A 24,570-nucleotide genomic window follows, 5' to 3' on the forward strand; every position below is an offset into this window, starting at 1 on the left:
AGGTCCAGCGGCAGGTAGGCGGCGCCCGCCTTGGCGATGCCGAGGAGGGTGGCGACCAGGTCGGTGGAGCGGTCGAGGGCGACGGCCACGTAGGTCTCGGGGCCGGCGCCGAGGGAGATGAGGCGGCGGGCGATCCGGTTGGCGCGCTCGCCCAGCTCGCGGTAGGTCAGGCCGACACCGGCGTGTTCGACGGCGGGGGCGCCCGGGGTGCGCAGCGCCTGCCGCTCGAACAGTTCGGGGAGGGTGGCCTCGGCGAGCGGGCGGGCGGTGTCGTTCCACTCGACGAGGATCCGCTCGCGCTCGGCCTCGTCCATGACCTCCAGGTCGCCGATGGACAGCTCGGGTTCGGCCGCCGCGGCGGTGAGGAGGCGTACCAGCCGGGCCGCGAGGAGTTCGGCGCTGGCGTGGTCGAACAGGTCGGCGGCGTACTCCAGGGTTCCGGTGAGGCCGCGCGCGCCCTCGGCGCCGGAGGGCGCCTCCTCGAAGAGGAAGGACAGGTCGACCTTGGCCGCGCGGCGGTCGACGGTGTCGAGGGTGACGTCGAGGCCGGGCAGCGAGAAGGAGGTCAGCTCGGCGCCCTGGAAGGTGAGCATGGTCTGGAACAGCGGGTGGTACGCGAGCGAGCGGACGGGGTTGAGGTGTTCCACCAGCCGGTCGAGCGGCAGGTCCTGGTGGGCGAAGTCGGCGAGGTCGCCCTCGCGGACCCGGCCCAGCAGCTCCAGGAACGTGGGGGCGCCCGAGGTGTCGGTGCGCAGGCACACCGTGTTGTTGAAGCAGCCGATCAGGCCGTCGAGGAGCTCGTCGGAACGGCCCGAGGTGGCGGTGCCGATGGGGATGTCGGTGCCGGCTCCCAGGCGGGTGAGCAGCGCGGCAATGCCCGCCTGGACCGTCATGAACAGGGTGGTGCCGGTGCGCCGGGCGAGGACGGTGAGCCGCTCGTGCAGGTCGGCCGGGACGGTGAACCTGACCCGGCCGCCGCGGCCGGACGCCACGGGGGGCCGGGGCCGGTCGGTGGGCAGCTCCAGGACGTCGGGCAGGCCCGCGAGGCGCTCCTCCCAGTGCGCGAGGTCGTCCTCGGGGCGCTCGACGCGCTGCCGCCACAGGGTGAAGTCGGCGTACTGGACGGGAAGTCCCTCGCCGCCGGGCGCGCGGCCCGCGAGCCGGGCGGTGTAGGCGGTGGACAGGTCCTGGGCGAGCGGGCCGAAGGAGGCGCCGTCGGCCGCGATGTGGTGGAGCAGGACGAGCAGGGTGTGCCGCTCGGGGGCGGTGGCCAGCAGGACGGTCCGCAGTGGTGGCTCGGCCGCGAGGTCGAAGCGGTGGCGTGCCTGGCGGGTGAGCTCGTCGGCCAGGCCGTCCGGGGTGGCGTCCACGGTGTGGAGCTCGGGGTGCGCGCGGTCGAGGACCAGCTGGAAGGGCTCGCCCGCCTGCTGGCGGTAGACGGTGCGCAGCACCTCGTGCCGGTCGGTGAGGTCGCCGAGCGCGGCGGCGAGCGCCTGCCGGTCGAGCGGGCCGGTCAGCTCCAGCGTGAGGGCGATGTTGTACGAGGTGTCGTCCGCGTCGAGCTGCTGGACGAACCAGAGCCTGCGCTGGGCGCTGGACAGCGGCAGCCGCTCGGGGCGGACGGCGGGGGCGAGCTCCGCCCGGCCGCCGCCGGCGGTCTCCAGCCTGCGGTCGAGGCGGGCGGGGGTGGGGGCGTCGAAGACGGCGTTGACCGGGATGGAGACGCCGAGGATCCGGCGGATGCGGTTGACGAGGCGGTTGGCCTTCAGCGAGTGGCCGCCGAGGACGAAGAAGTCGTCGTCCGGGCCGATCTGCGGGACGCCGAGCACCTCCGCGAACAGGCCGCAGAGGATCTCCTGGCGGGCGGTGCGCGGGGTCCGGCGTTCGGCTGCGGCACGCGGTGCGGCCAGCGCGGCCCGGTCGATCTTGCCGTTGGGGGTGAGCGGCAGGGCATCGTGGACGGCGACGTGGGCGGGAGCCGCGTACTCGGGCAGGCGGGCGGCCGCGAACAGGCGGACCTCGTCCGGGTGGACGCGGTGGCCCGGCGCGGCGACGACGTGCGCGATCAGCGCGTCGCCCTGCACCGTGACGACGGCCCGGGCGACACCGGGGGCGGCGAGCAGCGCGGCCTCGGTCTCGGCGGGCTCCACGCGGTGGCCGCGGATCTTGAGCTGGTCGTCGCGGCGGCCGGTGAACTCCAGGGTGCCGTCGGGCAGGACGCGCACCTGGTCCCCGGTGGCGTAGCTGCCGGCGAAGCCCTCGGGGGCGGTGTCGTCGGCGTAGCGGGCCAGGTAGGGGGTGCGGACGACGAGCCCGCCCGCTTCCACGGCCAGTTCGACCCCGTCGATGCCCGGTCCGAGGGGGACCCTGGCGCCGTACCGGCGGGGGGCGGGGCGGCCGGGTTCGGCGGCGGCGTACACGGAGACCGCCTGGGGGGTCTCGGTGGTGCCGTAGAGGTTGAGGACGCGGGCGTGGGGGGCGTGTGCGGTCCAGGCGTCGACGGTGTGCCAGGCCAGCGCCTCGCCGCCGAAGCCGACCAGGCGGAGCGCGGGCCAGCCGCCTTCGGGGGCGCTGTCGGCGAGCGCGTCGCCGAGTCCCGGGGTCAGGTGGGCGAGGGTGATCCGCTCGTCGGCGAGCCACTGGCCGATCGCGTGGGCCTCGCGCACGTCGGCTTCGGGGAAGACCACCGTGCCGCCGCTCCACAGCGGGACGAACACGTCGCGCAGCAGCGGGTCGTGGCCGAGTCCGGAGAGCACGGCGCCGCGCACCGTGGCGTCGATGCCGTACGCGGCGACGTACCACTCGATGAAGTGCTCGACCGGCTCCCAGCCGCCGACGATGCCCCGCGGGCGGCCGGTGGTGCCGGAGGTGAAGGCGACGTAGGCGGTCCCGCCGCCGGCGTCGGCCGGCGTGGGCTCCGTGCCGCCGGTGCCGGGGGCGGCGCCGAGCACGTCGATCACCGGCAGGCCGTCCGCGAGCCCGTCGGGGACGCCCCCGGGGTCGCAGGCGAGCCATGCCTTCACCTGCGCCTGCCCGGCCTGGAGCCGCAGGCGGCCGGCCGGGTGCGCGGAGTCGCACACCAGGAAGGCCGCGCCGCTGCGGGCGACGGCCACGAGTGCGAGGGCCAGTGCCGGCGTGCGCCGTGCGTGGACGGCGACCGTGTCGCCCGCCCCGATTCCCGACTCCCGCAGCCGGGCGGCGAGCCCGGCGGTCATGCGGTCGAACTCCCGGTAGCTCAACCGCGTCCGCGCACCGGACACCGCGATGCCGTCCGGGGTGGCGGCCGCGTGCTCCGCGAGCCGTCGCAGCAGACCCGTCCGTACCGGGGACTGCCCGGCCGGCCGCAGGTCCCGTATCGCCTCACCTGACATCGTTCCGACTCCTCAATTCGCGTTCCACATGCCTCGGACATTAAGGAGCCGGTTTTTCATGGCGTTATCGAGAGCGTTTCGGCCGCCCGGCCGCCGCCTCGAACCATTTCGATAAGTCATCGATAAAAGGGCGTCCTAGCCTCTGCGTCGCCGCTGTTCCTGCGGACACCGAGAGGATCGATCCGATGACGATCACGACCCCTGCGATACGCGTAGAAGACCTGGCTAAGACATTCGGGGAGACCCGCGCCGTGCGGGGTGTCTCCTTCGACGTGCCCGAGGGCACCGTGCTCGGCCTGCTCGGCCCCAACGGGGCGGGCAAGACGACGACCGTGCGCATGCTGTCCACCCTGGTCAGGCCCGATTCCGGGCGGGCGCTCATCCACGGCTACGACGTGGCGCGCCAGGCCCGCGAGGTGCGCTGCCTGATCGGGATGACCGGGCAGTACGCCGCCGTCGACGAGGACATATCCGGCTGGGAGAACCTCTACCTGATCTGCCGGCTGCTGAGCATGGGCCGCGCCCAGGCACGTGCGAGCGCCGACGCGATGCTGGAGCGGTTCCACCTCACCGAGGCCGGCGGACGTCCGGCGAAGGGCTATTCCGGAGGAATGCGGCGCCGTCTCGACCTGGCCGCCAGCCTCCTCGGGGAGCCGAAAGTCCTCTTCCTCGACGAGCCCACCACGGGCCTCGACCCGCAGAGCCGCAACGCCCTGTGGAACGAGGTGCGCGGCCTCGCCGCGAACGGGACGACCGTGCTGCTCACCACCCAGTACATGGAGGAGGCCGAGGCGCTCGCCGACGCGATCACGGTCATCGACCGGGGCGAGGTCATCGCCTCCGGCACCGCACTGGAGCTGCGCGAGCGCATCGGCGGCCCGGTGCTCCACGTGACCCCCCAGCTCAGCGGGGACCTGCCCGCGGTGCGCCGCGCCCTGGAACGGGCGGGCCTGGGGCCGGTCGGGGTGGACGAGCGGGACGGGCTGGTCCGGCTGCCGCTGGACCACGAGGGCCGGCTGATCACGGAGGCGGTGCGGGTGCTCGGCGCCTGCGGCCTCCCGATCGCCCGGCTCGACACCCGGGTGCCCAGCCTCGACGACGTCTTCCTCACGCTGACCGCCGCTCCGGCCGCACCGCAGGACGGGGCCGCGCCGGTCGCCCCCCTGACCACCGCCGGCCGCACCGGCGCCGAGACCACCAGGAGCGCGGCATGAGTTCCGCCGTCGCCACGGGCGGCATCCCCTCGGCGGCGGGCCGGGCCGTCACCCACACCCTGGCCATCACCCGGCGCAACCTGCGCAAGGTGCTCAGCAGCCCGGGGCAGATCCTCGACGCCACGCTGATGCCGGTCGTCTTCGCCCTGATCTTCGTCTACATCTTCGGCGGCGCGATCTCGGGCAGCGCCGCCGCCTACCGCCAGTACGTGATGCCCGGCATCATGGCGCTGACCACCACCATCGCCTCGCGCACCTCCGGCATCAGCCTCAACGTCGACTTCGGCAACGGTGTGATGGACCGGTTCCGCACCCTGCCGATGGCCCCGGCGGCGGTCCTCGCCGGCCGGATCCTCGCCGACGCCCTGCGGATGCTGGTCAGCCTGCTCGTGGTGTTCGCGTTCGCCCTGCTGATCGGGTTCCGGGTGCAGACCGGCCCGGTCCGGGCGGCCGCCGCCATCGCCCTGATCCTGCTGTACGGGATCGCGCTGGCCTGGCTGCACGCGCTGATCGGACTGACCGCCCGCACCATCGAGACGGTGCAGAGCGTGGGCATGCTGGCCATGGTGCCGCTGCAGTTCGGCAGCTCCATCTTCGTGGCACCCGGCACGATGCCCGGCTGGCTGGGGTTCCTCGTCGCGCACAATCCCATGAGTTCGGTGGTGGACGCCTCCCGCGCCCTGCTGACCGGCACCCCCGCGGGCCACCACGTGATCGCGGCGCTGGCCTGGAGCCTCGGCATGATCGCCGTGCTCGCCCCGCTGGCCGCCCGCCAGTTCCGCAGGAGGCGGTAGCACGATGACGACGATGACGACCCCCCTGACCACCGGTACCCCGGCCGCCACCTGGCTGCGCGCCCTGCACGCCCCGGCCCGGCCCCGCGTCCGCCTGGTCTGCTTCCCGCACGCGGGCGGAGCCGCCAGCTTCTTCCGCGCCTGGCCGGGGCGGCTGTCGCCGGACACCGAGGTGCTCGCGGTGCGCTACCCGGGCCGCGAGGACCGGATAGCCGACGCGCCGGTCACCTCCATGGCCGCGCTCGCCGACCCGGTCGCCGCCGCCCTCGGTGAACTGCCCGAGGTCCCCACGGCGTTCTTCGGCCACAGCATGGGCGCCTCGGTGGCGTACGAGGTCGCGCTGCGGCTGGGCGGCAGCGCCCGCGGCCCCCGGCTGCTCATGGTCTCCGGACGGGCCGCCCCGCACCGGCTGCCGGTGTTTCGCTTCGACGACGACGAGGCCCTGGTCGCCGACGTCCGCCGGCGCGGCGGGCCCATGGCGCCCGCGCTCGACCACCCGGACCTGCTCGACCTCGTCCTGCCCGCGCTCCGCGCCGACTACCGGCTCCTGGAGGCCTACGCCGGCGAGGCACGGCTCCGTCGACTGGGCGTCCCGGTCGCCGCGTTCTACGGCACGCAGGACTCCGACGTCCCCGTCGACTCGGTCCTCTCCTGGGCCGACACCAGCCCCGGAGCGTTCTCGGCCGTCCCGTTCCCGGGCGACCACTTCTACCTGGTGCCGCACGCCGACGCCCTGCTGGAGGAGGTCGGCGCACGGCTCACCGCACTGGCCGGCGCCCTCGCCTCCCCCCTGCCGGGGCGTCCCGGCGCCTGACCCCCACACCCCCCACGCCCCGCACGCCCCGCACGCCCCCCACAACCGCCCGTACCGGCTGTCCCCCGGCCGGTACGGGCCCGAGCGTGCGCGGTTCCGCCATCCCACCACCACACAGGGAGCTGCCGATGCAGCCCGTTTTACGCCTCCGCGCAGGCGCCGACGTCCTCGCCGTCACCGACGACGCGTGGACCCGTGAGCTGATCCCCCCCACCTGGAGCGGCCCCGCCTGGTCGCTGCCCGGTGCCGCCGCCTACGGCTCGGGCCCCGCCGGGGAACCCGCCGCCACCGTCACGGTGGTCGGCGCGCCCGCCGCGGCGGCCGCCCTCGGCGCGGCCGTCCTGGCCGACCTCCCCGAGGCGCCGTACGTGCTCACCGTGCCCCGCGGCGCCGTCCCCCTGCCCGAAGGGGAGGCGCAGGAGTGGGAGCTGATGACGACCCGGACGGCCCCGCCGCCCCAGCCGCGCGAGGAGGACGTCGTCCCCCTCGCGCCCGGCCCCGAGCTGGCGGACCTCCTCAACGCCGCGAGTCCCGGCCACTCGGTGCGCCCGGGAGCCCCCGAGGTCCACCTGTGGGCGGGCCTGCGGGCCGGCGACGGCGGCCTCGCGAGCGTCGGGGCGCTGCTGCTGCGCGAGGGAACCGGGGCCCCGCACATCGCCTCCGTCGCCACGGCGCCGGCCCACCGGGGCCAGGGCCTGGCCGCGGCCGTCACCGCGTGGCTGACCCGCCGCGCGCTGGAGGGCGGTGCGCCCTGGTGCAGCCTGGCCCACCTCTCGACGGAGCAGACCGCACACCGGGTGTACGAACGGCTCGGCTACCGCACCGTGCAGGAGTTCACCAGCGTCACCCTCGACGCCTGGTGAGCCCGACGGAGCCGGTACGCCGGAGGGGCGGCCTCCTCGGATGCCGCCCCTCCGGGGTTGCCGGTGCCCCTCACCGTCTCACTCGACCGCGTCCTCCAGGAGCCGCTGGACCGCAACGACCCGGCCGGAGACCTCGCTCAGGTCGTCGCGCAGCGCCCGCTGTTCCGCGGCGAGCCGCTCGACGGCGGAGTAGCGGCGACGGGTGTGGCCCGTGGAGAACCACAACAGTGCGCCGACGACCAGCATCGTGCAGCTGAGCATGACGGCCGCCGCGATGACGGCCCCTGCCGTGGCGTCCATGGTGCGCGCCCTTCTCCCCTGTGGTGCATGGCCGACGCAAGGAACGCTATCGGCGCCGGACGCCCGCGACCATGGGGGAAAACCCGAACGACGGGGCCGGGGCGGGGCGTCACGATCCCGCTCGGCCGCCGGGTGAACGGACGGCGAGGGCGGCCCGCTCCTGCCAGGGTCTGGCCCCGATGCGGTCGAAGATGGCCTGGGCCGCGGACAGGTACTCCTCGGCTCCGGACCGGCCCAGGGACCGCAGCGCCTCACCGATGGCCAGGTTGATCTGCCCCTCCACCAGCGGGCTGGAGATCCGGGAGGCGATGTCCAGGGCGTCGGTCAGCGTGTCGAGGGCCTGCTGTCCGGCCCCGGCGAGGAGCCGGGCCTCGCCCAGTCCCAGCAGCGCGTGCGAGAGCCCGACCATGTCGGACTTCTCCTTGACGATGTGCACCACGCGCAGGAACGCCTCCTGCGCCTGCTCCGCACGCCCCAGCGCCAGGTAGGCGCGGGCGAGCCGGTGGGTGCTCTGCGCCACGCCCCGCGCCCCGCCCCGGCCCGTGCTCTCCGAGAGCCGCACCGCCTCCAGACCGTGGCGGACGGCCGCCTCCGGCCGGCCCAGGTCCAGTTCGATCTGCGCCATGTTGTTCATCGTGTGCGCCTCGGAGGAACGGTCGCCCACCTCCTGGAAGATCTCCCGGGCCACCTCCAGCCGCCGCATCGCGGTGTCCAGGTCGCCCTGCATCCGGTCGTGGATCGCCAGGTTCCGCAGGGTCAGCGCCTCACCGTGGCGCTCGCCGACCTCGATGTGCAGGGCCAGCGCCTCCTCCAGCCGTACGGCGGTGAGCGGCAGGTTGCGCAGCCGCAGCTCGACGGCGCCGAGGTCCGTCAGCATGGTGGCCTGCCCGCGCAGGTTGCCCGAGGCGCGGGTGGCGGCCAGTGCGCGCTCGGCGCACAGCCGCCAGTCCTCGATGTAGTTGCGGGTCTCGAAGAGCACGGCCATCGACACCGTCAGGTCCCAGACCAGCTCGTCCATGCCGAGTTCGGCCCCCTGGTCGATCACCGTCCGCAGGGAGAGCCGTTCCGCCTCGAACCACTCCAGGGGTGCGACCAGCAGTGCGTCGGTCAGCGCCGGGGCCAGCGGCCGGCGCACCGTCGAGCCGTGCAGGACGCTGTAGTCCCCGCCGTACTCCCGGCGGTGGGCCTCCTCGGCGAGGGTCAGGTAGGTGCGGAAGAGCCGGTCGCGGGCGGACCACCGCTGCTCCTCGCTCTCCTCCCGCTCCGCGCACTCCCCCGCGTACAGCCGCAGCAGGTTCTGGAAGCGGTAGCGCATGTGGCCGGTCGCGTCGATGCCGACCACTTCGAGGAACTGGGCGTCGACGAGCTGCTCGATCAGCCCCTCGGCCGCCCTGACCTCGATGTCGAGCAGGGCGGCCGCGGCCCAGGCGGCGAAGTCCGGGGCCGTCAGCAGGCCCAGACTGCGGTACAGGTGGGCCGCGTTCGGGCACAGGTAGCGGTAGCTGAGTTCGAGGCTGGCCCGGACCTGGGACTCCCCCTGGCTGAGCTCGTCGAGCCGGTTGCGTTCGCAGCGGAGGCGGTCGACCATGTGCCGGACCGTCCAGTGCGGCTTGGAGGCCAGCCGGGCCGCCGCGATCCGCAGCGCCAGCGGCAGCCGGTCGCACAGCTGGGCCAGGGCGACCGCCTCGGAGGGCGTTCCGGCGAGCCGGGACTCGCCGACGATCGCGCCCAGCAGGTCGACCGCCTGCTTCTCGGAGAGCACGCCCAGGTGCACCCGGGCCTGCGGCGGCCAGGTGACCAGCTCCTCCAGCTGCTCCCGGCTGGTGATCACGACACAGCACTCGCCGACGCCCGGCAGCAGGTCCTTGACCTGCGTGTAGCTGCGGACGTTGTCGAGGACGATGAGCATCCGGCGGCCGGCCAGCAGCGACCGGTAGAGGGCCGTCCGCTCCTCCAGGCCGGGCGGGACCTGATCGCTGGGCACGCCGAGCGACCGCAGGAAGCGGCTGAGGACGTCGCCCGCCTCGGTGGGGGTGTGGTGGCCGTCGTAGCCGCGCATCTCGGCGTAGAGGCGGCCGTCGGGGAACCGGTCGTGGACGCGGTGTGCCCAGCGCACCGCGAGGCCGGTCTTGCCGACGCCGGCCACCCCGGTGATCAGCCCCACCCTGGGCCCGCTCGTGCCGCCGTCCTCGGACACCAGGGTGTCGAGGCCGCGCAGTTCGCCGGCGCGGCCGATGAACCCCGGGATGTCCGGGGGGAGTTCGGAAGGGACCACGCGCGGCTCGGCGGCCGTGGACCCGGCCCCGGCCGCCGGCGCGGGGGCGGCGGACTTGGGGGCGTCGAGAGAGGGGTCGTCCTGGAGGATCGCGTCGTGCAGGTTCTGCAGGTCGGGGCCGGGTTCGAGGCCCAGCTCGTCGATGAACTGCTTGCGCACCCGGCGGAAGGCCTCCATCGCCTCCGCCCGGCGGCCGGACCGATAGAGGGCCAGCATCAGGTGCCCGAGGGTGCGCTCGCGCAGCGGGTGCTCCCGTACGACGGCGGCCAGCTCCGGCGCGACCTCGTGGTGGTGGCCCAGCGCCAGCTGCACGGCGGTCGAGTCGTCGAACGCGTTGAGCCGGTACTCCTCCAGCCGGCCGGCCTCGTCCTCGACCGGGCGTCCCATCACCCCGGAGAGCGCCGGGCCCCGCCACAGGGCGAGTGCCCGGGCGTAACTCTGGGCGGCCTCGGCGAGCCGCCCGTCCCGGGCGTCCTGCTCGGCCTCGCCGACCAGGGTCGCGAAGTCGACCCAGTCGACGTCGTGCTCCTTGGTGTTGAGCAGGTAGCCCGGATGCACGGTGACGATGACGTCGTCGCCGGCGCCCTCCGCCTTGAAGGTCTTGCGCAGCGCGGCGACACAGATGGCCACCTGGGTACGGGCCGTCGCCGGCGGCTTGCCGTTCCACACGACGTCGACGAGCGTGTCGACCGGGACCACGCGCCCGGGACTGAGGATCAGCAGGGCGAGAATGGCCCGCTGCCGGGCCCCGCCCACCTGAACGCTGCGGTCCCCCGCGGTCACCGCCAAGGGCCCGAGCACCCTGAATCCAAGTCGTTCCCCCACCGGACCTCCCCCGTCCGCTTACAGATCTGCCACGTCGAGCAATGTCGCACGGTTCCCGCCACGGGCAGCCGGCGGGCCGGGTCGGTAACAGGCCATCGGGCTCCGGCCGGACGGCCGGTCAAGGCCCCGGGAACACCCGCGGACGGCCCCCTCCCACGGGACCGCTCCACCACCGGCCAACACCACCGATGCCCCAGGGCCCGCCATCCGGGCCACTTCCCCCGCAGGCCTCCCCGCCCCCGTACAGACAAAGCCTTGTAGATCATGCCGCATGGTTCCCGCCAGAAACCGCCGGGGGGAGGGTCGAGAACAGGCCGATTAGTTGCCCACACGGCTGGTTAGGAGCGGACCACTCGCCGCCACCCCCCGCACACCCGGCGAACCGTCACACGGATGTCACAAAGGCCAAGGAGCAATCCGCATCACACCAGGTCCGCCGGCAACTGCCCAAGGGCCGCCTCCTCCTCGACCCGGACGCCGCTCCCCGGGAACGCGGCGGACGATTCCGGATCCCGAGGCCCCGGGCCGTCCTCGACCGAGGCCTTCCGGCCCGGGGCCCGTCCAAGCCGCCCCGCTCCGCCCCTGCGCAGACGTCTCCGCACCGCCGGCCGGGCCGGTGAGGCAGCCGCCCAGCGCCACAGCGGGCACTCACAACCCGTGCTCGTCCATCAGCCGGATCAGGTTCCGCTTGCGCTTCTGCGAGGCACGCAGGCCGGTGACGTACGCGGTGAAGCCGTCCGGCGTACCGAGGCGGCGGTGGCAGTCCCGCATGCCGAGGAGCAGACTGACGAGCTGTTCGTAGGTGTGGTTGCCGGTCTCACGGGTGAGGCGGCCGGCCAGCCGGAGGTAGACGGCGAGGGCGTCGGCGGGGCGGGTCGCGCGGGAGCGGTCGGCGAGGGTGAGCCACTGGCCATCGTGGGCGCCGTGCTCGCCGGCCGCCGCCCAGGCGGCGTCGAGGTCCTCGTCGTCCAGGAGGACGTCGACGAGGACCCGGCCGCCGTGGGTGTGCCTCCGGCCGGCATCGGCCCGCAGGAGATCCAGGGCCTTCTCCCGCTCGGACGGCCAGCAGGCGGCGGCCTCGGCCGCGGCGCGCAGCTGCCGGTAGGTGATCAGGGTGCGGCGGGCGGCGAAGTGGTCGCGGCGCAGGGTGACGGCGTCGGCGAGCCTGCCGCCGCGCTGGTAGCGGTCGGCGAGGTGGTCGATCAGGGCGGTGTCGACGGTGGCCGCATCCTCCGCCTCGCGGATGCCGCGCTCGGCCCATGCCAGGGCTTCCGCGGCACGGCCGGCGGTGTCGAGCTCGCGGGCGATCAGCAGGTGGGTGTGGCCGTTCGGCGCGAGGTCGGCGGCGTGTACGGCGATCACCGTGTCGATGTCCCGTCCCGCCTTCGCGAGGCGTTCCATCAGGTACTTCTCCGCCCACCCCGAACGGTTGGCCTGCCAGGCGTCGACGGCGTGCCGGCGCAGGGCGGTCATCCCCCGCTCGCCCAGCAGGTCCTCGTAGTCGAGCGGGTCGATGTCCGTCAGCTCGGCCGCGTCGTCGAGCGCGTGGGCCACCAGCCACTGCGCGAGCTCCTCCGGGGCGGGGCGGGCCTCACGGCAAGCCTCGTAGTGGACCTCGGCGAGGTCGATGCCGATCCGGCCGAGCCGGCCGTCGGAGTCGTCGACGCACTCGGCCACGCCGTGCAGCAGGCCGATCGCCTCTCGCGCCAGGGCCACGGCGTCGGCCGCGCGGCCCGAGGCCGTCAGCGACCTGATCGCGGAAGCCGCCTGCCCCGCCTGGCCGGCGTATGCCCGGGCGTCGGCGTACTCGACGTGTCCGTACCGGGCGAACGGGCCGATGTCGAGGAGCTCCCGGACACGGGACCGGACGCCGGCCAGGTCTCCCCGGGCACCGGCCGCCCGCAGTTCGAGGCGGCGCCGGAGGTCGCGGTCCCCGGCGATCTCCTCCCGTACGAGAGCGAGCAGGTCGGCCTGTGACAGGCCGGCCAGCCAGGCGTCGAAGCCACGGGCCCGCGCGCGGGCCGCCTCCTGCTGCCGGGGCAGGTCGGCCTCCCGGGCGATCACGGCCAGACCGAGCGCGACCAGGTGCTTGCAGAAGTTCCCCTCTTGCCCGTACGGGCAGTCGCACGTCCCCGTCGGCCCGCTGCGCCGACTCAGGAGCAGCTCCACCTCATAGCGCTCCGTACCACTGACCGAGGCCCTGACCCAGCCGTCGCCGACCTCGATCCCGGCCACGGCGTCGACATAACCGAGTCCACGCGCGAACGAACGCTCCCCGGCCAGCGCCCTCAGCTCCACTTCCGTAAGCCCGCCCACGCCCCCACACCCTACCGACCGCAGAGCCCAACATGACCGTTTCCCCCAGGCGAACGGAAGACCCGGGGGTGGTGTCGCCGGGCCCGGGGGCCAACGGAGACGCGGATGCGCCCAAGCTCTCCACGCCGCAGGTCAGGCGTCCTCGCGGATCGGCTCCAGGATCGCGACGCACTCCACGTGGTGGGTCATCGGGAAGAGGTCGAAGACGCGGAGGGTGCGGGGCTTGTAGCCGGCTTCGCGGAAGTAGCCCAGGTCGCGGGCGAGGGCCGCCGGGTCGCAGGCGACGTAGGCGATGCGGCGGGCCGAGAGGCTCGCGATGTGGCGGACCGTCTGCTTGCCGGCGCCCGCGCGCGGGGGGTCCAGGACGATCAGGTCGCACTCCGTGATGCCGGTGCGCGGGAGGGCGGTGTCGACCTTGCCCTGTTCGATGCGGACCCGCGGGAAGTCCGCCAGGTTGTGGCGGGCGTCCTCCACCGCGCGCTTGCCCGACTCGATGCCGAGCACCGCCCCGGTCTCGCCCAGGCGCTCGGCGAGGGCGCCCGCGAAGATGCCGACGCCGCAGTAGAGGTCGAGGGCCATCTCGCCCTTGCGCGGCATCAGGCCCTGCATGACGGCCTTGATCAGGGTGTCGGCGGCCTGCGGATGGACCTGCCAGAAGCCGCCCATGCCGACGCGGTAGGTGCGGCCGTCGGCGCGCTCGCGGACGAAGGGGCGGCCGTGGACGCGGTGCACCCCGCCGTCCTTCTCCTCGACCCGGAGGACGGAGACGGGCTTGTCCAGCTCGACGAGCGGGAGGCGGCCGCCCGGGCGCGGGGTGAGGACGACCTGCCGGTCGTTCGAGCCGGAGGCGGCGATCGCCTCGACGGAGGCCATCGCCGGCCAGGTGCGCTTCTCGATGCCGAGTTCCGAGACCCCGGGCGCCGCGATCATGCAGTGGTCGACGGGCTCGATGTCGTGCGAGCGGTGCTTGCGCAGGCCGACGCGGCCGTCCTCGTCGATGGCGTACTGGACGCGGGTGCGCCACTGCGGGACCTCGCCGGCCGGGAGCTTGTCGCCCTCGGCGGGAGCCACGGTGCCGTCCCAGCCGGCCTCCTCGGGGGTGAGGCCGGCGAGCCGCTTGAGCTGCTCGGCGACGACCTCGCCCTTCAGCCGGCGCTGGGCGCCCGGCTTGGCGTGCTGCCAGTCGCAGCCGCCGCACTTGCCGGGGCCGGCGAAGGCGCAGGGGGCCTCGACGCGGTCCTTGGAGGCGGTGAGGACCGTGACCGCGTCGGCGCGCAGGAAGCGGGAGTCCGCCTCGCCCTCCGTCACGCGCGCGACGACCTTCTCGCCGGGGAGGGCGTGGCGGACGAACAGGACGCGGCCGTCGGCCGTGCGGGCGATGCAGTGGCCGCCGTGCGCGACGGGGCCGACCTCGACCTCGTACTCCTCCCCGACCAGTGACTGCTTCTCGTTCTGCTCGGTCATGGTGGGGAGGCTCCAGGGAGATCAAGGGGTGGAACAAGGGAACGGCCGGGCGGCCGACCCACCAGTCTACGTGGGTCCCGCCCGGCCGTTCGCCACCCGCCGCCTACTTCCCCGCCGGGTCCTTCGGACGCGGCCGCGGGGTGTCGACGGGGCCGCGGCGCACCGCGCCCGGGGCGTTCCACTCCTGGCGCTTGCGGGCCCGCCGGCGGGCGAGCTCGGAGGACTGCAGCTGGTAGGGCACCGAGGTGACCATGACGCCGGGGGTGAAGAGGAGCCGGCCCTTGAGCCGCAGCGCGCTCTGGTTGTGCAGCAGGTGCTCGTACCAGCGGCCGACGACGTACTCGGGGATGTAGACGCTGACCGCGTCGCGCGGGTTCTCGCTGCGCAGCCCCTTGACGTACTCGACCACCGGGCGGGTGATCTCGCGGTAGGGGGAGTCGAGGATCTTCAGCGGGACGTTGATGCCGCGCCGCTCCCACTCCTCCTTGAGCGCCTTGGTCTCGGCCGGGTCGACGCTGATGCTGAGCGCCTCCAGGGTGTCCGAGCGGGTCAGCTTGGCGAAGGCCAGGGCGCGCAGGGTGGGCTTGTGGACCTTGGAGACCAGGACGATGGAGTGGACCCGGGAGGGGCGCACGCTGTCGTCGGTGGGGCCCTCGTCCGCGGCGATCTCGGAGGAGACCCGGTCGTAGTGCTTCCGGATGGCGGTCATCGTGCCGTAGAAGATCAGCATGCCCAGCAGGGCGACCCAGGCGCCGTGCGTGAACTTGGTGGCCAGGACGACGACCAGCACCAGACCGGTGAAGATCGCACCGAAGGTGTTGATGGCCCGGGAGCGGTGCATCCGGCGGCGGGTGGCCTGGTCGCGCTCGGTCGCCAGGTGGCGGTTCCAGTGCCGGACCATGCCGATCTGGCTGAGCGTGAAGGACACGAACACGCCGACGATGTACAGCTGGATCAGCTTGGTGGAGTCGGCGTCGTAGATCCACACCAGCAGCATGGCGGCGCCCGCCAGCAGCACGATGCCGTTGGAGAAGGCGAGCCGGTCGCCGCGGGTGTGCAGCTGGCGCGGCAGGTAGCGGTCCTGGGCGAGGATCGAGCCGAGCAGCGGGAAACCGTTGTACGCGGTGTTGGCGGCCAGGAAGAGGACCAGGGCGGTGGCCGTCGCCAGGATGACGAACGGGAGGCTGCCGGCCCCGAAGACGGCCTCGGCGACCTGGGAGATCACCGGGTGCTGGACGAAGTCCTCACCGACGGGGACGCCGTTGTCCAGCAGGTTGGTGGCCGGGGACTCGGCCATGCGCACGTCGGTGGCCATGGCCAGGCCGATGATCCCGCAGAACATGGTGACGGCCAGGCCGCCCATGAGGGCGAGGGTGGTGGCGGCGTTCTTGCTCTTGGGCTTGCGGAAGGCCGGGACGCCGTTGCTGATGGCCTCGACGCCGGTCAGGGCGGCACAGCCGGAGGAGAAGGCGCGCAGCAGCAGGAAGACCAGCGCGAAGCCGGCCAGCCCCTGGTGTTCTGCCTTGATCTCCAGGTGGGCGGTGGGCGCCGTCATGGTGTCTCCCATGGCGAGGCCGCGCCAGGCACCCCAGCCGATCATGACGAAGACGGCGCCGACGAACACGTACGTCGGGATCGCGAAGAGTTTCCCGGATTCCTTCACTCCGCGCAGGTTCATCAGCGTGAGGAGCAGAATCATGATGATCGCCGAGAGCACCTTGTGCTCGATGACGAAATCGACGGCGGAGCCGAGATTCTCGACGCCGGAGGAAATGGACACGGCGACGGTCAGGACGTAGTCGACGAGCAGGGCGCTCGCCACCGTCAGCCCGGCCTTGGGGCCGAGGTTGGTGTTGGCGACCTCGTAGTCGCCGCCGCCGCTGGGGTACGCGTGGACGTTCTGCCGGTAGGAAGCCACGACGGTGAACATCAGCACGACGACCGCGACCGCGATCCAGGGGCTGAAGTGGTACGCCGACACACCCGCGATCGACAGGACCAGCAGGACCTCGCCGGGGGCGTACGCCACGGACGAGAGCGGGTCGGAGGCGAAGACGGGAAGGGCGATCCGCTTGGGGAGGAGCGTTTCCCCGAGGCGGTCGCTGCGCAGCGCCCGGCCGATCAGGATGCGTTTGGGCACGTCGGTCAGTTTGGACACGCAGAGGATCGTAAGCGTTCGATATCGGGCTGACGAACCCCCGGTCCCCGATCCTCACGAATGCGCCGCCAATGAGGCACCTCGCGGACCCCAAATGGTCACACCGGTGACCGCCCGTGTGTAGCTTGGGCCATGGTCTGAGACCCTGTTTAGCCAGAGCATGCAATGAGGCTGGAAACCAGCGAGCCGCTGTCAGCCGGAAGGACGGCCGTGCACATCGTCATTATGGGCTGCGGAAGAGTGGGCTCCGCCCTCGCGCAGACCTTGGAGCAGCAGGGGCATACGGTCGCCGTGGTCGACCAGGACCCCACCGCATTCCGCCGGCTCGGGGCTTCGTTCGGCGGCCGCCGCGTCACCGGGGTCGGCTTCGACCAGGACACCCTGCGCGAGGCCGGGATCGAGGAGGCCGGAGCCTTTGCCGCGGTCAGCAGTGGTGACAATTCCAACATCATCGCCGCCCGCGTGGCCCGCGAGATGTTCGGCGTCGAGAACGTCGCCGCCCGCATCTACGACCCCAAGCGCGCCGAGGTCTACCAGCGCCTGGGCATCCCCACCGTCGCGACCGTACGGTGGACCGCCGACCAGATGCTGCGCCGCCTGCTGCCGTCGGGCGCCGAGCCCCTGTGGCGCGACCCGAGCGGCGGCGTCCAGCTCGCGGAGGTGCACACCTCCCCCGCCTGGATCGGGCACAAGGTCAGCAGGCTCCAGGAGGAGACGGGCGTGCGTGTCGCGTTCCTCACCCGCCTGGGCGAGGCGATGCTGCCGACTTCGCAGACCGTGCTCCAGGAGGGTGACCTCGTCCACGTGATGATGCGCACGGACGAGATCGACAAGGTCGAGGCGGCCTTCGCCGAGGGCCCCGAGGAGGCACACGCATGAGGGTCGCGATCGCCGGAGCCGGGGCCGTGGGCCGCTCCATCGCGGGCGAGCTGCTGGAGAACGGCCACGAGGTGCTCCTCGTGGACAAGGCGCCGACCGCCATCTCGGTGGAGCGGGTGCCGCAGGCGGAGTGGCTGCTGGCCGACGCCTGCGAGATCACCTCGCTCGACGAGGCGGCGCTGCAGCGCTGCAACGTGGTCATCGCCGCCACCGGTGACGACAAGGTCAACCTGGTCGTCTCGCTGCTCGCCAAGACCGAGTACGGGGTTCCCCGGGTCGTGGCGCGGGTGAACAACCCGAAGAACGAGTGGCTCTTCAACGAGTCCTGGGGCGTTGACGTCGCGGTCTCCACGCCGCGCCTGATGTCGGCTCTGGTCGAGGAGGCCGTCAGCGTCGGTGACCTGGTGCGCCTGCTGCGCTTCAGCCACGGCGACGCCAACCTCGTCGAACTGACGCTGCCGGCGGACTCCTCCGTCGCGGGGACGCAGATCAGCGAGATCAACTGGCCCGAGGACACCTCGCTGGTGACGATCATCCGCGGCAACCGGGTGCTCACCCCGCACGGCGAGGAGACCCTGGAGCCCGGTGACGAGCTCCTGTTCGTGGCCGCCCAGGCCCGCGAGGAGCAGCTGGAGGACCTCCTCCAGGCCAAGCGCTGACCGAACGCGCGGGAGGGGCGGGGTGACCGGAGTCACCCCGCCCCTCCCGCGTTGCGCGCCTCAGCCCCGCTTCTCGCGGGCGGCCTCCTCGGCCTCGTACTCGGCGATCACGTCGATCGGCGGCGGCGCCTTCGCCAGGAAGACCCAGGTGAAGTACACGGCCAGCACCATCGGCGGAAGCTTGAGCGCGATCAGCACCCAGCCCAGCTGGGTCTCGTCGCCCCACCAGTACAGCGGGAAGAGGATCGCGTACTTCGCCAGGAAGACCAGGCCCCAGGCCAGGCTGGCCTTGGTGTACGCCTTCTTGCGGCCGGGGTTGCGGGTGCGCCAGGACAGGTTCTCCTTGAACACCGGCCCCAGGATCACGCCCAGCAGCGGGAACCCGACCAGCGCCGAGAGCGTGAACGCCACGCCCAGGCCCACGCCGTAGATCATGCCGGGCAGGTAGAAGCCCTTGGCGCTGCCCGTGAACAGGGCGAAGGCCACGCCCACGCCGACGCCGAAGACCCCGCTGAAGGCGTGCTTGACGGTGTCCTTGCGCAGCAGCCGCACGATCACCAGCAGGACCGCGACCACGCCCGCCGCGATGGCGGACATCGTCACGTCCTTGTTGATCGTGTAGATCATCACGAACAGCAGGCCGGGGAGCATCGTCTCCACCGTGCCCCGGATGCCGCCGAAGGCGTCGAACAGCGCCGCCTGCGTGACCTCCCTCTGGTCCGCGGTGGGAACGGAGGCATCGGCGGCGGCAGGAGGTGCGGAGGAGCCCGGGGAGGCGGGCTCGGGCGTGGTCGGTCGGTCGAGTGGCATCACCGGTCAGTGCTCCTGTCCGACGGGGCGGAGTTCGTACTTCGGGTTGAACAGGACCCGGCGCCCGTGGCTCATCGCGATCCGCCCGGAGGCGATCATGCGCCGCCCGGGCTCGATTCCCACGATCGAGCGACGCCCGAGCCACACCACGTCCAGCGCGGCCGAGCCGTCGAAGAGCTCCGCTTCCAGGGCGGGTACGCCCGCCCGCGGCCGCAGGGTGACGGTGCGCAGGGTTCCCGTCACCTTGACTATCTGGCGGTCGTGGGAGTCGCAGATCCGCGTGCACCCCGCGGCTTCCGCGTCCTCCTGCAGCTCCGCCGAATGCAGCTCCTCCTGGGAGGTGGACAGCCGCTCTATCATCCGGCGGAACCGGCCCGCCGGCCTGGCCGGTTTCGCGGGCTTCTCGGGACGCAGTTCAGCACTCATACAGGAAGCGTACCGGCGCCCCCGCCCCCGCTCGAAGCCCCACCGCTCCCGCCGGCTACTTCTCGAAGCGGTAGCCCATGCCGGGTTCCGTGATGAAGTGCCGGGGGTGCGAGGGGTCGGCCTCCAGCTTGCGGCGCAGCTGGGCCATGTAGACCCGCAGGTAGTTGGTCTCGGTGCCGTAGGAGGGTCCCCAGACCTCCTGGAGGAGCTGCTTCTGGCTGACCAGCTTCCCGCCGTTGCGCACGAGCACCTCCAGGAGGTGCCACTCGGTGGGGGTGAGCCGTACGTCGCGCCCCTCGCGGACCGCCTTCTTGGCCGCGAGGTCCACCGTGAACCCGTCGGTCTCCACGACCACCTCGTCCTCGCCCGCCCCCGCGGTCGGCTCGGCCCGGCGGACGGCGGCGCGCAGCCGGGCCAGCAGCTCGTCCATGCCGAAGGGCTTGGTGACGTAGTCGTCGGCGCCCGCGTCGAGGGCCTCGACCTTCTCGTCGGAGCTGTGCCGGGCGGAGAGGACGAGGATCGGGACGCGGGTCCAGCCGCGCAGCCCCCTGATCACCTCCACCCCGTCCATGTCGGGCAGGCCGAGGTCGAGGACGATCACGTCGGGGTGGCGGGCGGCCGCGAGTTCCAGGGCGCCCGCCCCGTCGGCCGCGGCGTCGACCTCGTACCTGCGCGCCTTGAGGTTGATCACGAGGGCTCGGACGATCTGCGGCTCGTCGTCCACTACGAGCACCCGGGTCATGGGGGTCCTGCTTTCTGTCGTTCGGGGAGGTTCACGCGGTCAACGCCGTCGGGGAGGGGTCCGGTTCCGGCGGGCGCGGCGGGCCGGCCGCCGCGCGGAGGGTGAGCACCATGGTCAGCCCGCCGCCGGGGGTGTCCTCGGCGGCGAGGGTGCCGTCCATGGCCTCGGCGAAGCCCCGCGCCACCGCCAGGCCGAGGCCCACGCCGGCCCCGCGCGGGGCGTCGCCGTGCCGCTGGAACGGGGCGAAGATGCGGTCCTTGGCCTCGTCGGGGACCCCGGGGCCGCGGTCGACGACCCGGACCTCGACGCGGTCGCCGAGGGCGCTGGCCGCGACCAGCACCGGCCGGCCCGGGGGGCTGTACTTGACGGCGTTCTCCACCACGTTGGCCACCGTCCGCTCCAGCAGCCCGGGGTCCACCCGCACCATCGGCAGCGTCTCCGGCACGTCCAGCTCCACGCTGTCCTCCGGTACGCCGCCCAGGGCCATCGGGACCACCTCGTCGAGGTCGATCTCCCGGATCAGCGGGGTCACGGTGCCGGTCTGGAGCCGTGACATGTCGAGCAGGTTGCCCACCAGGTGGTCGAGCCGGTCGGCGCCGTCCTCGATGCCCTCCAGCAGCTCGGCCCGGTCCTCCTCGGACCACTCCACGTCGGCGGAGCGCAGGGAGCTGACGGAGGCCTTGATGGAGGCCAGGGGCGTGCGCAGGTCGTGGCTGACGGCGGCCAGCAGGGCGGTGCGGATCCGGTTGCCCTCGGCCAGCCGGCGGGCCTCCTCGGCCTCCCCCACCAGCCGCTGGCGGTCGAGTACGACGGCGGCCTGGGCCGCGAAGGCGCCGAGCACCCGGCGGTCCTCGGCGGGCAGCACCCGCCCGGACAGGGCCAGCGCCATGTGGTCGCCGATCGGCATGTCCACATCGGCGTCCTCGGGCCGGGCCGCCGGGGCGGGGCCCACGCTTCCGGCCCGGGTCCAGGGCTCCCGCTCGTCGGCCCGCTCCAGCAGGGCCACCGACCGCATCGCGAAGGTCTCGCGGACCCGCTCCAGCAGGGCGTCCAGGGCGGTCTCGCCGCGCAGGACGCTCCCGGCCAGCGTCGACAGGATCTCGGACTCCGCGCGCAGCCGGGCGGCCTGGTGCGTGCGCCGGGCGGCGAGGTCCACCACCGAGGCCACCGAGACGGCGACCCCGAAGAAGACCGAGATGGCCATGATGTTGCGGGGGTCGGAGACGGTGAACCGGTGCAGGGGCTCGACGAAGAAGTAGTTCAGCAGCAGTGAGCCGAAGGCGGCGGAGGCCAGGGCCGGCCAGAGCCCGCCCAGGAGGGCCGCCGCCACGGTCAGGCCCAGGAAGAGCAGCATGTCGTTGGCGAGGCCGGGGTCCGTGCTGATGTGGGTCAGCAGCAGGCACAGCAGGACCGGGAAGACCACCCCGACCAGCCAGCCGGCCACGATCCTGGGCCGTCCCAGCCGGGCGGCGGAGCGGGCCACGGGCAGTCCGCGCCCCCGGGCCACCTCCTCGTGCGTGACGATGTGCACGTCGAGGTCGGGCCCCGAGTCACGGGCCACCGTGGCGCCCACCCCGGGGCCCAGCACGTACTGCCAGGCCTTGCGGCGGCTGGAGCCCAGGACGATCTGGGTGGCGTTGACCCCGCGGGCGAAGGCGAGGAGCGCCTCGGGGACGTTGTCGCCGATCACATGGTGAAACGTTCCGCCTAGGTCCTCGACCAGGGTCCGCTGGACCGCGAGCTCCTTGGGGGAGGCCGCGGTCAGGCCGTCGCTGCGGGCGATGTAGACGGCGAGGATCTCGCTGCCGGAGCCCTTGGCTGCCATCCGGGAGGCCCGGCGGATCAGCGTGCGCCCCTCGGGGCCGCCGGTGAGGCCGACGACGATGCGTTCGCGGGCCTGCCAGGTGGAGCGGATGCCGTGCTCGCCCCGGTACTGCTGGAGGTACTCGTCGGCCCGGTCCGCCACCCACAGGAGCGCCAGCTCGCGCAGGGCGGTGAGGTTGCCGGGCCGGAAGTAGTTGGACAGGGCCGCGTCGACCTTGTCGGGCTGGTAGATGTTGCCGTGGGCCATCCGCCGGCGCAGCGCCTGGGGGGACATGTCGACCAGCTCGACCTGGTCGGCCCGCCGGACCACCTCGTCGGGGACGGTCTCGCGCTGGCGCACCCCGGTGATCGTCTCGACCACGTCGCCGAGGGACTCCAGGTGCTGGATGTTGACGGTGGTGACCACGTCGATCCCGGCGCCGAGCAGTTCCTCGACGTCCTGCCAGCGCTTGGCGTTGCGCGAGCCGGGGACGTTGGTGTGCGCGAGCTCGTCGACGAGTGCCACGGCGGGACGGCGGGCCAGGACCGCGTCCACGTCCATCTCCGTGAAGGAGGCCCCCCGGTGGGTCAGCTGCCGGCGGGGCACCTGGTCGAGGCCGTGCAGCATCACCTCGGTGCGCGGGCGCCCGTGGTGCTCGACGAAGCCGACGACGACGTCGCCGCCCCGCTCCACTCGCCGGTGGCCCTCGGCGAGCATCGCGTACGTCTTGCCCACACCGGGTGCCGCGCCCAGATAGATCCTCAGCCTGCCGCGTCCCATGCGCTCATTCTCGGGGACGTTCCCGCTGTTCACGCACCGGCGGGGGGCCGGACGGAGATCTCTGACGCATCCCTGACGCCGGGCGCGCCGGGGCGCGGGGCGGTGCCGGCCGGCCGTCTCCCGAAGGAGCCCGCCGGCCGTCACGGCCGCGTGGGGGGGCGGACCGGGGTCAGCGGACCTCGGTGATCTCCGGACCGCGCTCCAGCTGGCCCATCCCGCCGGAGAAGCGGGAGCTCTCCTGGTCCTCGGCCGTCTGCACGCCGTCCGGCACCATCTGGGCGTCGTTCGGCAGCTTCAGGACGATGGGGTCGCGCGGGGCCATCGGCCCGTCGCCGCGCACGACGACGGTGTCCCGGAAGATCTGCTCCAGCACACCGGCCGACTCGGGGCGCACCGCGCCCTGGCCGGAGATGACGCCGCGCAGGAACCAGCGCGGGCCGTCGACGCCGACGAACCGCACCAGCTGGGCGCCGGTCTGGCCGTCGGGCAGCGGTACGGGGACCTGCGCGCGCAGCTCCCAGCCCAGCGGGCCGTCGACCTCGTCGATGAGACCGCCCTGCTGGGTGATGCCCGAGGCGATCTCCTCGCGGACCTCGCCCCAGATGCCCTCCTTCTTGGGGGCGGCGAAGGCCTGGAGCTGGACGGCGCTGTCCCTCAGGACCACGGTGGCGGCGACGATCGCGTCACCGGCGACCTCGACGCGCAGTTCCATGCCCTCGACACCGGGTACGAGGATGCCGCCCAGGTCGACCCGGCCGTCGGCGGGGTTGCCGGGCACCTCGGAGACGTCCCAGGGGCCGTCGGGCCGCGGGGCCGGCGGCAGGTTCACCCGCCGGGGCTCCTCGGCTTCGGCCGCCTCGTCGGCGCGCACGCCGTCGACCTGCTCGGCCGCGCCGCCGTCGTCAGCGGAGTCGTTCTTCTTGCGACGTCCGAACACGTCACTGTCCTTCCCGGTCGGTTACGACCGAAGCGTAGCCATTCCCACCCTGCTGACCAGCGCCGGATCCGGCCACGGCCGCATGACCGCCGGTGGAGCCGAACCCCCCGTCGGCCCGGGCCGAGCCGGGAAGTTCCGCCACCTCGTGGAAGCGCACCTTCTCGACCCGCTGGACAACCAGCTGGGCAATGCGGTCGAAGCGCTCGAACCGGACGCTCTCGCGCGGGTCGAGATTGACCACGATCACCTTGATCTCTCCACGGTACCCGGCATCCACCGTCCCCGGGGCATTCACGAGCGCGAGCCCGCAGCGGGCGGCCAGGCCCGAGCGCGGGTGCACGAACGCGGCGTAGCCGTCGGGCAGCGCGATGGAGACGCCGGTGGGCAGGACGGCCCGCTCGCCCGGCTCCAGCTCGGCGGCCACGGTGGTCACCAGGTCGCAGCCGGCGTCGCCGGGGTGACCGTAGGAGGGGAGGGGCACCTCGGGGTCGACGCGGCGGATCAGCACGTCGACGGGCGCGGGGTTGTTCTGGGACATCAGGGGTTCACCTCGAAGGCGCGTGCGCGCCTGACCTGGTCCGGGTCGGACATCGCCGCCCGGATCTCCTCGGGACGGCCGTTGTCGATGAAGTGGTCGACCTTCACCTCGATGAAGAGCGCGTCGGCGCGGACGGCGACGGGACCTTCGGGGCCGCCTATCCGGCCCACGGCGGTGGAGTAGATCTTCCGGCCCGCGACGGCCGTGACCTCGGCCTCCAGGTGCAGCACGGTGTCCACGGGGACGGGCCGCACGAAGTCGGTCTCCAGCCGGCCGGTCACCGCGATGACGCGCAGCAGCCAGTTCAGGGAGCCCAGGGTCTCGTCGAGCGCGGTGGCCAGGACCCCGCCGTGGGCGAGGCCGGGCGCGCCCTGGTGGGCGGGCCGGACGGTGAACTCGGCGGTGACGCGCACGCCCTCGCCGGCGCGGGCCTCCAGGTGGAGCCCGTGGGGCTGACCCCCACCGCACCCGAAACAGTGTTCGTAGTGCGCACCGAGGAGTTCTCCGGGTGCCGGGGCATCGGGATGCCGGACCGGAGCGACGGCATCGGCCGGGGGCGTCAACGCTGTGTTTCGTCCACTCACAGCCGCAGACCTTACCC

19 protein-coding genes are annotated in these 24,570 nt (G+C 73.4%); 6 read left to right on the top strand and 13 right to left on the bottom strand.

Features of this window, described 5'->3' with window-relative positions; all coding sequences use genetic code 11:
- Window positions 1-3,371: condensation domain-containing protein (locus WDV06_RS24090; RefSeq protein WP_395511867.1), on the bottom strand; the 3,371-nt coding region annotated here is incomplete at its 3' end.
- 185 nt (window positions 3,372-3,556) lie between these two features.
- On the opposite strand from WDV06_RS24090, the gene WDV06_RS24095 reads away from it, so the two are divergent.
- The 4 genes from WDV06_RS24095 to WDV06_RS24110 all read left to right on the top strand — a co-directional run bounded on the left by WDV06_RS24095 (window position 3,557) and on the right by WDV06_RS24110 (window position 7,056).
- Window positions 3,557-4,585, top strand: a complete 1,029-nt coding sequence (locus WDV06_RS24095) for an ATP-binding cassette domain-containing protein (protein WP_395511868.1) — start codon at window positions 3,557-3,559, stop codon at window positions 4,583-4,585.
- The gene (locus WDV06_RS24100; protein ID WP_395511869.1) at window positions 4,582-5,379 is read left to right on the top strand and encodes an ABC transporter permease; all 798 of its coding nucleotides are present in this window, start codon (window positions 4,582-4,584) and stop codon (window positions 5,377-5,379) included. The genes WDV06_RS24095 and WDV06_RS24100 overlap by 4 nt, the downstream gene beginning before the upstream one ends.
- 4 nt (window positions 5,380-5,383) lie before the next feature.
- Window positions 5,384-6,193, top strand: a complete 810-nt coding sequence (locus WDV06_RS24105; RefSeq protein ID WP_395511870.1) for a thioesterase II family protein — start codon at window positions 5,384-5,386, stop codon at window positions 6,191-6,193.
- A 128-nt stretch (window positions 6,194-6,321) separates the two neighbouring features.
- Entirely contained in the window at window positions 6,322-7,056 is a 735-nt protein-coding gene (locus WDV06_RS24110; RefSeq protein ID WP_395511871.1) for a GNAT family N-acetyltransferase, read from the top strand.
- A 78-nt stretch (window positions 7,057-7,134) separates the two neighbouring features.
- Here WDV06_RS24110 and WDV06_RS24115 read toward each other — a convergent pair whose 3' ends face one another.
- The 5 genes from WDV06_RS24115 to WDV06_RS24135 form a co-directional block, all read right to left on the bottom strand.
- Complete coding sequence (locus WDV06_RS24115) at window positions 7,135-7,356, bottom strand: hypothetical protein (protein WP_395511872.1); 222 nt, start codon at window positions 7,354-7,356, stop codon at window positions 7,135-7,137.
- Between the two features lie 109 nt (window positions 7,357-7,465).
- Complete coding sequence (locus tag WDV06_RS24120) at window positions 7,466-10,414, bottom strand: AfsR/SARP family transcriptional regulator (RefSeq protein WP_395511893.1); 2,949 nt, start codon at window positions 10,412-10,414, stop codon at window positions 7,466-7,468.
- 690 nt (window positions 10,415-11,104) lie between these two features.
- Window positions 11,105-12,772, bottom strand: coding sequence for an SWIM zinc finger family protein (locus tag WDV06_RS24125; protein ID WP_395511873.1), 1,668 nt, complete (start codon window positions 12,770-12,772; stop codon window positions 11,105-11,107).
- Between the two features lie 132 nt (window positions 12,773-12,904).
- Entirely contained in the window at window positions 12,905-14,236 is a 1,332-nt protein-coding gene (locus WDV06_RS24130) for a class I SAM-dependent RNA methyltransferase (RefSeq protein ID WP_395511874.1), read from the bottom strand.
- A 103-nt stretch (window positions 14,237-14,339) separates the two neighbouring features.
- The gene (locus tag WDV06_RS24135; RefSeq protein ID WP_395511875.1) at window positions 14,340-16,394 is read right to left on the bottom strand and encodes an APC family permease; all 2,055 of its coding nucleotides are present in this window, start codon (window positions 16,392-16,394) and stop codon (window positions 14,340-14,342) included.
- Window positions 16,395-16,604: 210 nt separating this feature from the next.
- Between WDV06_RS24135 and WDV06_RS24140 the strand changes: the two genes are divergently transcribed.
- Both WDV06_RS24140 and WDV06_RS24145 read left to right on the top strand, forming a co-directional pair.
- Complete coding sequence (locus WDV06_RS24140; protein WP_344166116.1) at window positions 16,605-17,273, top strand: potassium channel family protein; 669 nt, start codon at window positions 16,605-16,607, stop codon at window positions 17,271-17,273.
- Window positions 17,270-17,932, top strand: coding sequence for a potassium channel family protein (locus tag WDV06_RS24145; RefSeq protein ID WP_395511876.1), 663 nt, complete (start codon window positions 17,270-17,272; stop codon window positions 17,930-17,932). Before WDV06_RS24140 ends, WDV06_RS24145 begins: the two co-directional genes overlap by 4 nt.
- A gap of 60 nt (window positions 17,933-17,992) precedes the next feature.
- On the opposite strand, the gene WDV06_RS24150 is transcribed toward WDV06_RS24145, so the two are convergent.
- The 7 genes from WDV06_RS24150 to WDV06_RS24180 form a co-directional block, all read right to left on the bottom strand.
- Complete coding sequence (locus WDV06_RS24150) at window positions 17,993-18,745, bottom strand: DUF3159 domain-containing protein (RefSeq protein ID WP_395511877.1); 753 nt, start codon at window positions 18,743-18,745, stop codon at window positions 17,993-17,995.
- Between the two features lie 3 nt (window positions 18,746-18,748).
- Window positions 18,749-19,168, bottom strand: coding sequence for an OB-fold nucleic acid binding domain-containing protein (locus WDV06_RS24155; RefSeq protein WP_395511878.1), 420 nt, complete (start codon window positions 19,166-19,168; stop codon window positions 18,749-18,751).
- Between the two features lie 55 nt (window positions 19,169-19,223).
- Entirely contained in the window at window positions 19,224-19,910 is a 687-nt protein-coding gene (locus WDV06_RS24160; protein ID WP_395511879.1) for a response regulator, read from the bottom strand.
- A gap of 31 nt (window positions 19,911-19,941) precedes the next feature.
- Window positions 19,942-22,494, bottom strand: coding sequence for a DUF4118 domain-containing protein (locus WDV06_RS24165; protein ID WP_395511880.1), 2,553 nt, complete (start codon window positions 22,492-22,494; stop codon window positions 19,942-19,944).
- Between the two features lie 169 nt (window positions 22,495-22,663).
- Window positions 22,664-23,431, bottom strand: coding sequence for a DUF3710 domain-containing protein (locus WDV06_RS24170; protein WP_395511881.1), 768 nt, complete (start codon window positions 23,429-23,431; stop codon window positions 22,664-22,666).
- Window position 23,432: 1 nt separating this feature from the next.
- Window positions 23,433-23,969: a dUTP diphosphatase gene (gene dut, locus WDV06_RS24175; protein ID WP_395511882.1), complete on the bottom strand. Its 537-nt coding sequence runs from the start codon at window positions 23,967-23,969 to the stop codon at window positions 23,433-23,435.
- Window positions 23,969-24,553 (bottom strand): PaaI family thioesterase, encoded by a 585-nt coding sequence (locus WDV06_RS24180; protein WP_395511883.1) that lies wholly within the window; start codon window positions 24,551-24,553, stop codon window positions 23,969-23,971. Before WDV06_RS24180 ends, dut begins: the two co-directional genes overlap by 1 nt.
- Window positions 24,554-24,570 lie beyond the last annotated feature (17 nt).

The sequence above is a fragment of the Streptomyces racemochromogenes genome (genome assembly GCF_044129415.1).
In the GTDB taxonomy this organism is placed as follows: Bacteria; Actinomycetota; Actinomycetes; order Streptomycetales; family Streptomycetaceae; genus Streptomyces; species Streptomyces racemochromogenes_A.

Excerpts from the sequence above, each read along its gene's own strand:
- WDV06_RS24115 (WP_395511872.1), bottom strand. The coding sequence starts at position 7,356 with ATGGACGCCACGGCAGGGGCCGTCATCGCGGCGGCCGTCATGCTCAGC.
- WDV06_RS24105 (WP_395511870.1), top strand. The coding sequence starts at position 5,384 with ATGACGACGATGACGACCCCCCTGACCACCGGTACCCCGGCCGCCACC.
- dut (WP_395511882.1), bottom strand. The coding sequence starts at position 23,969 with ATGTCCCAGAACAACCCCGCGCCCGTCGACGTGCTGATCCGCCGCGTC.
- WDV06_RS24165 (WP_395511880.1), bottom strand. The coding sequence starts at position 22,494 with ATGGGACGCGGCAGGCTGAGGATCTATCTGGGCGCGGCACCCGGTGTG.
- WDV06_RS24095 (WP_395511868.1), top strand. The coding sequence starts at position 3,557 with ATGACGATCACGACCCCTGCGATACGCGTAGAAGACCTGGCTAAGACA.
- WDV06_RS24130 (WP_395511874.1), bottom strand. The coding sequence starts at position 14,236 with ATGACCGAGCAGAACGAGAAGCAGTCACTGGTCGGGGAGGAGTACGAG.
- WDV06_RS24100 (WP_395511869.1), top strand. The coding sequence starts at position 4,582 with ATGAGTTCCGCCGTCGCCACGGGCGGCATCCCCTCGGCGGCGGGCCGG.
- WDV06_RS24155 (WP_395511878.1), bottom strand. The coding sequence starts at position 19,168 with ATGAGTGCTGAACTGCGTCCCGAGAAGCCCGCGAAACCGGCCAGGCCG.
- WDV06_RS24160 (WP_395511879.1), bottom strand. The coding sequence starts at position 19,910 with ATGACCCGGGTGCTCGTAGTGGACGACGAGCCGCAGATCGTCCGAGCC.
- WDV06_RS24145 (WP_395511876.1), top strand. The coding sequence starts at position 17,270 with ATGAGGGTCGCGATCGCCGGAGCCGGGGCCGTGGGCCGCTCCATCGCG.
- WDV06_RS24110 (WP_395511871.1), top strand. The coding sequence starts at position 6,322 with ATGCAGCCCGTTTTACGCCTCCGCGCAGGCGCCGACGTCCTCGCCGTC.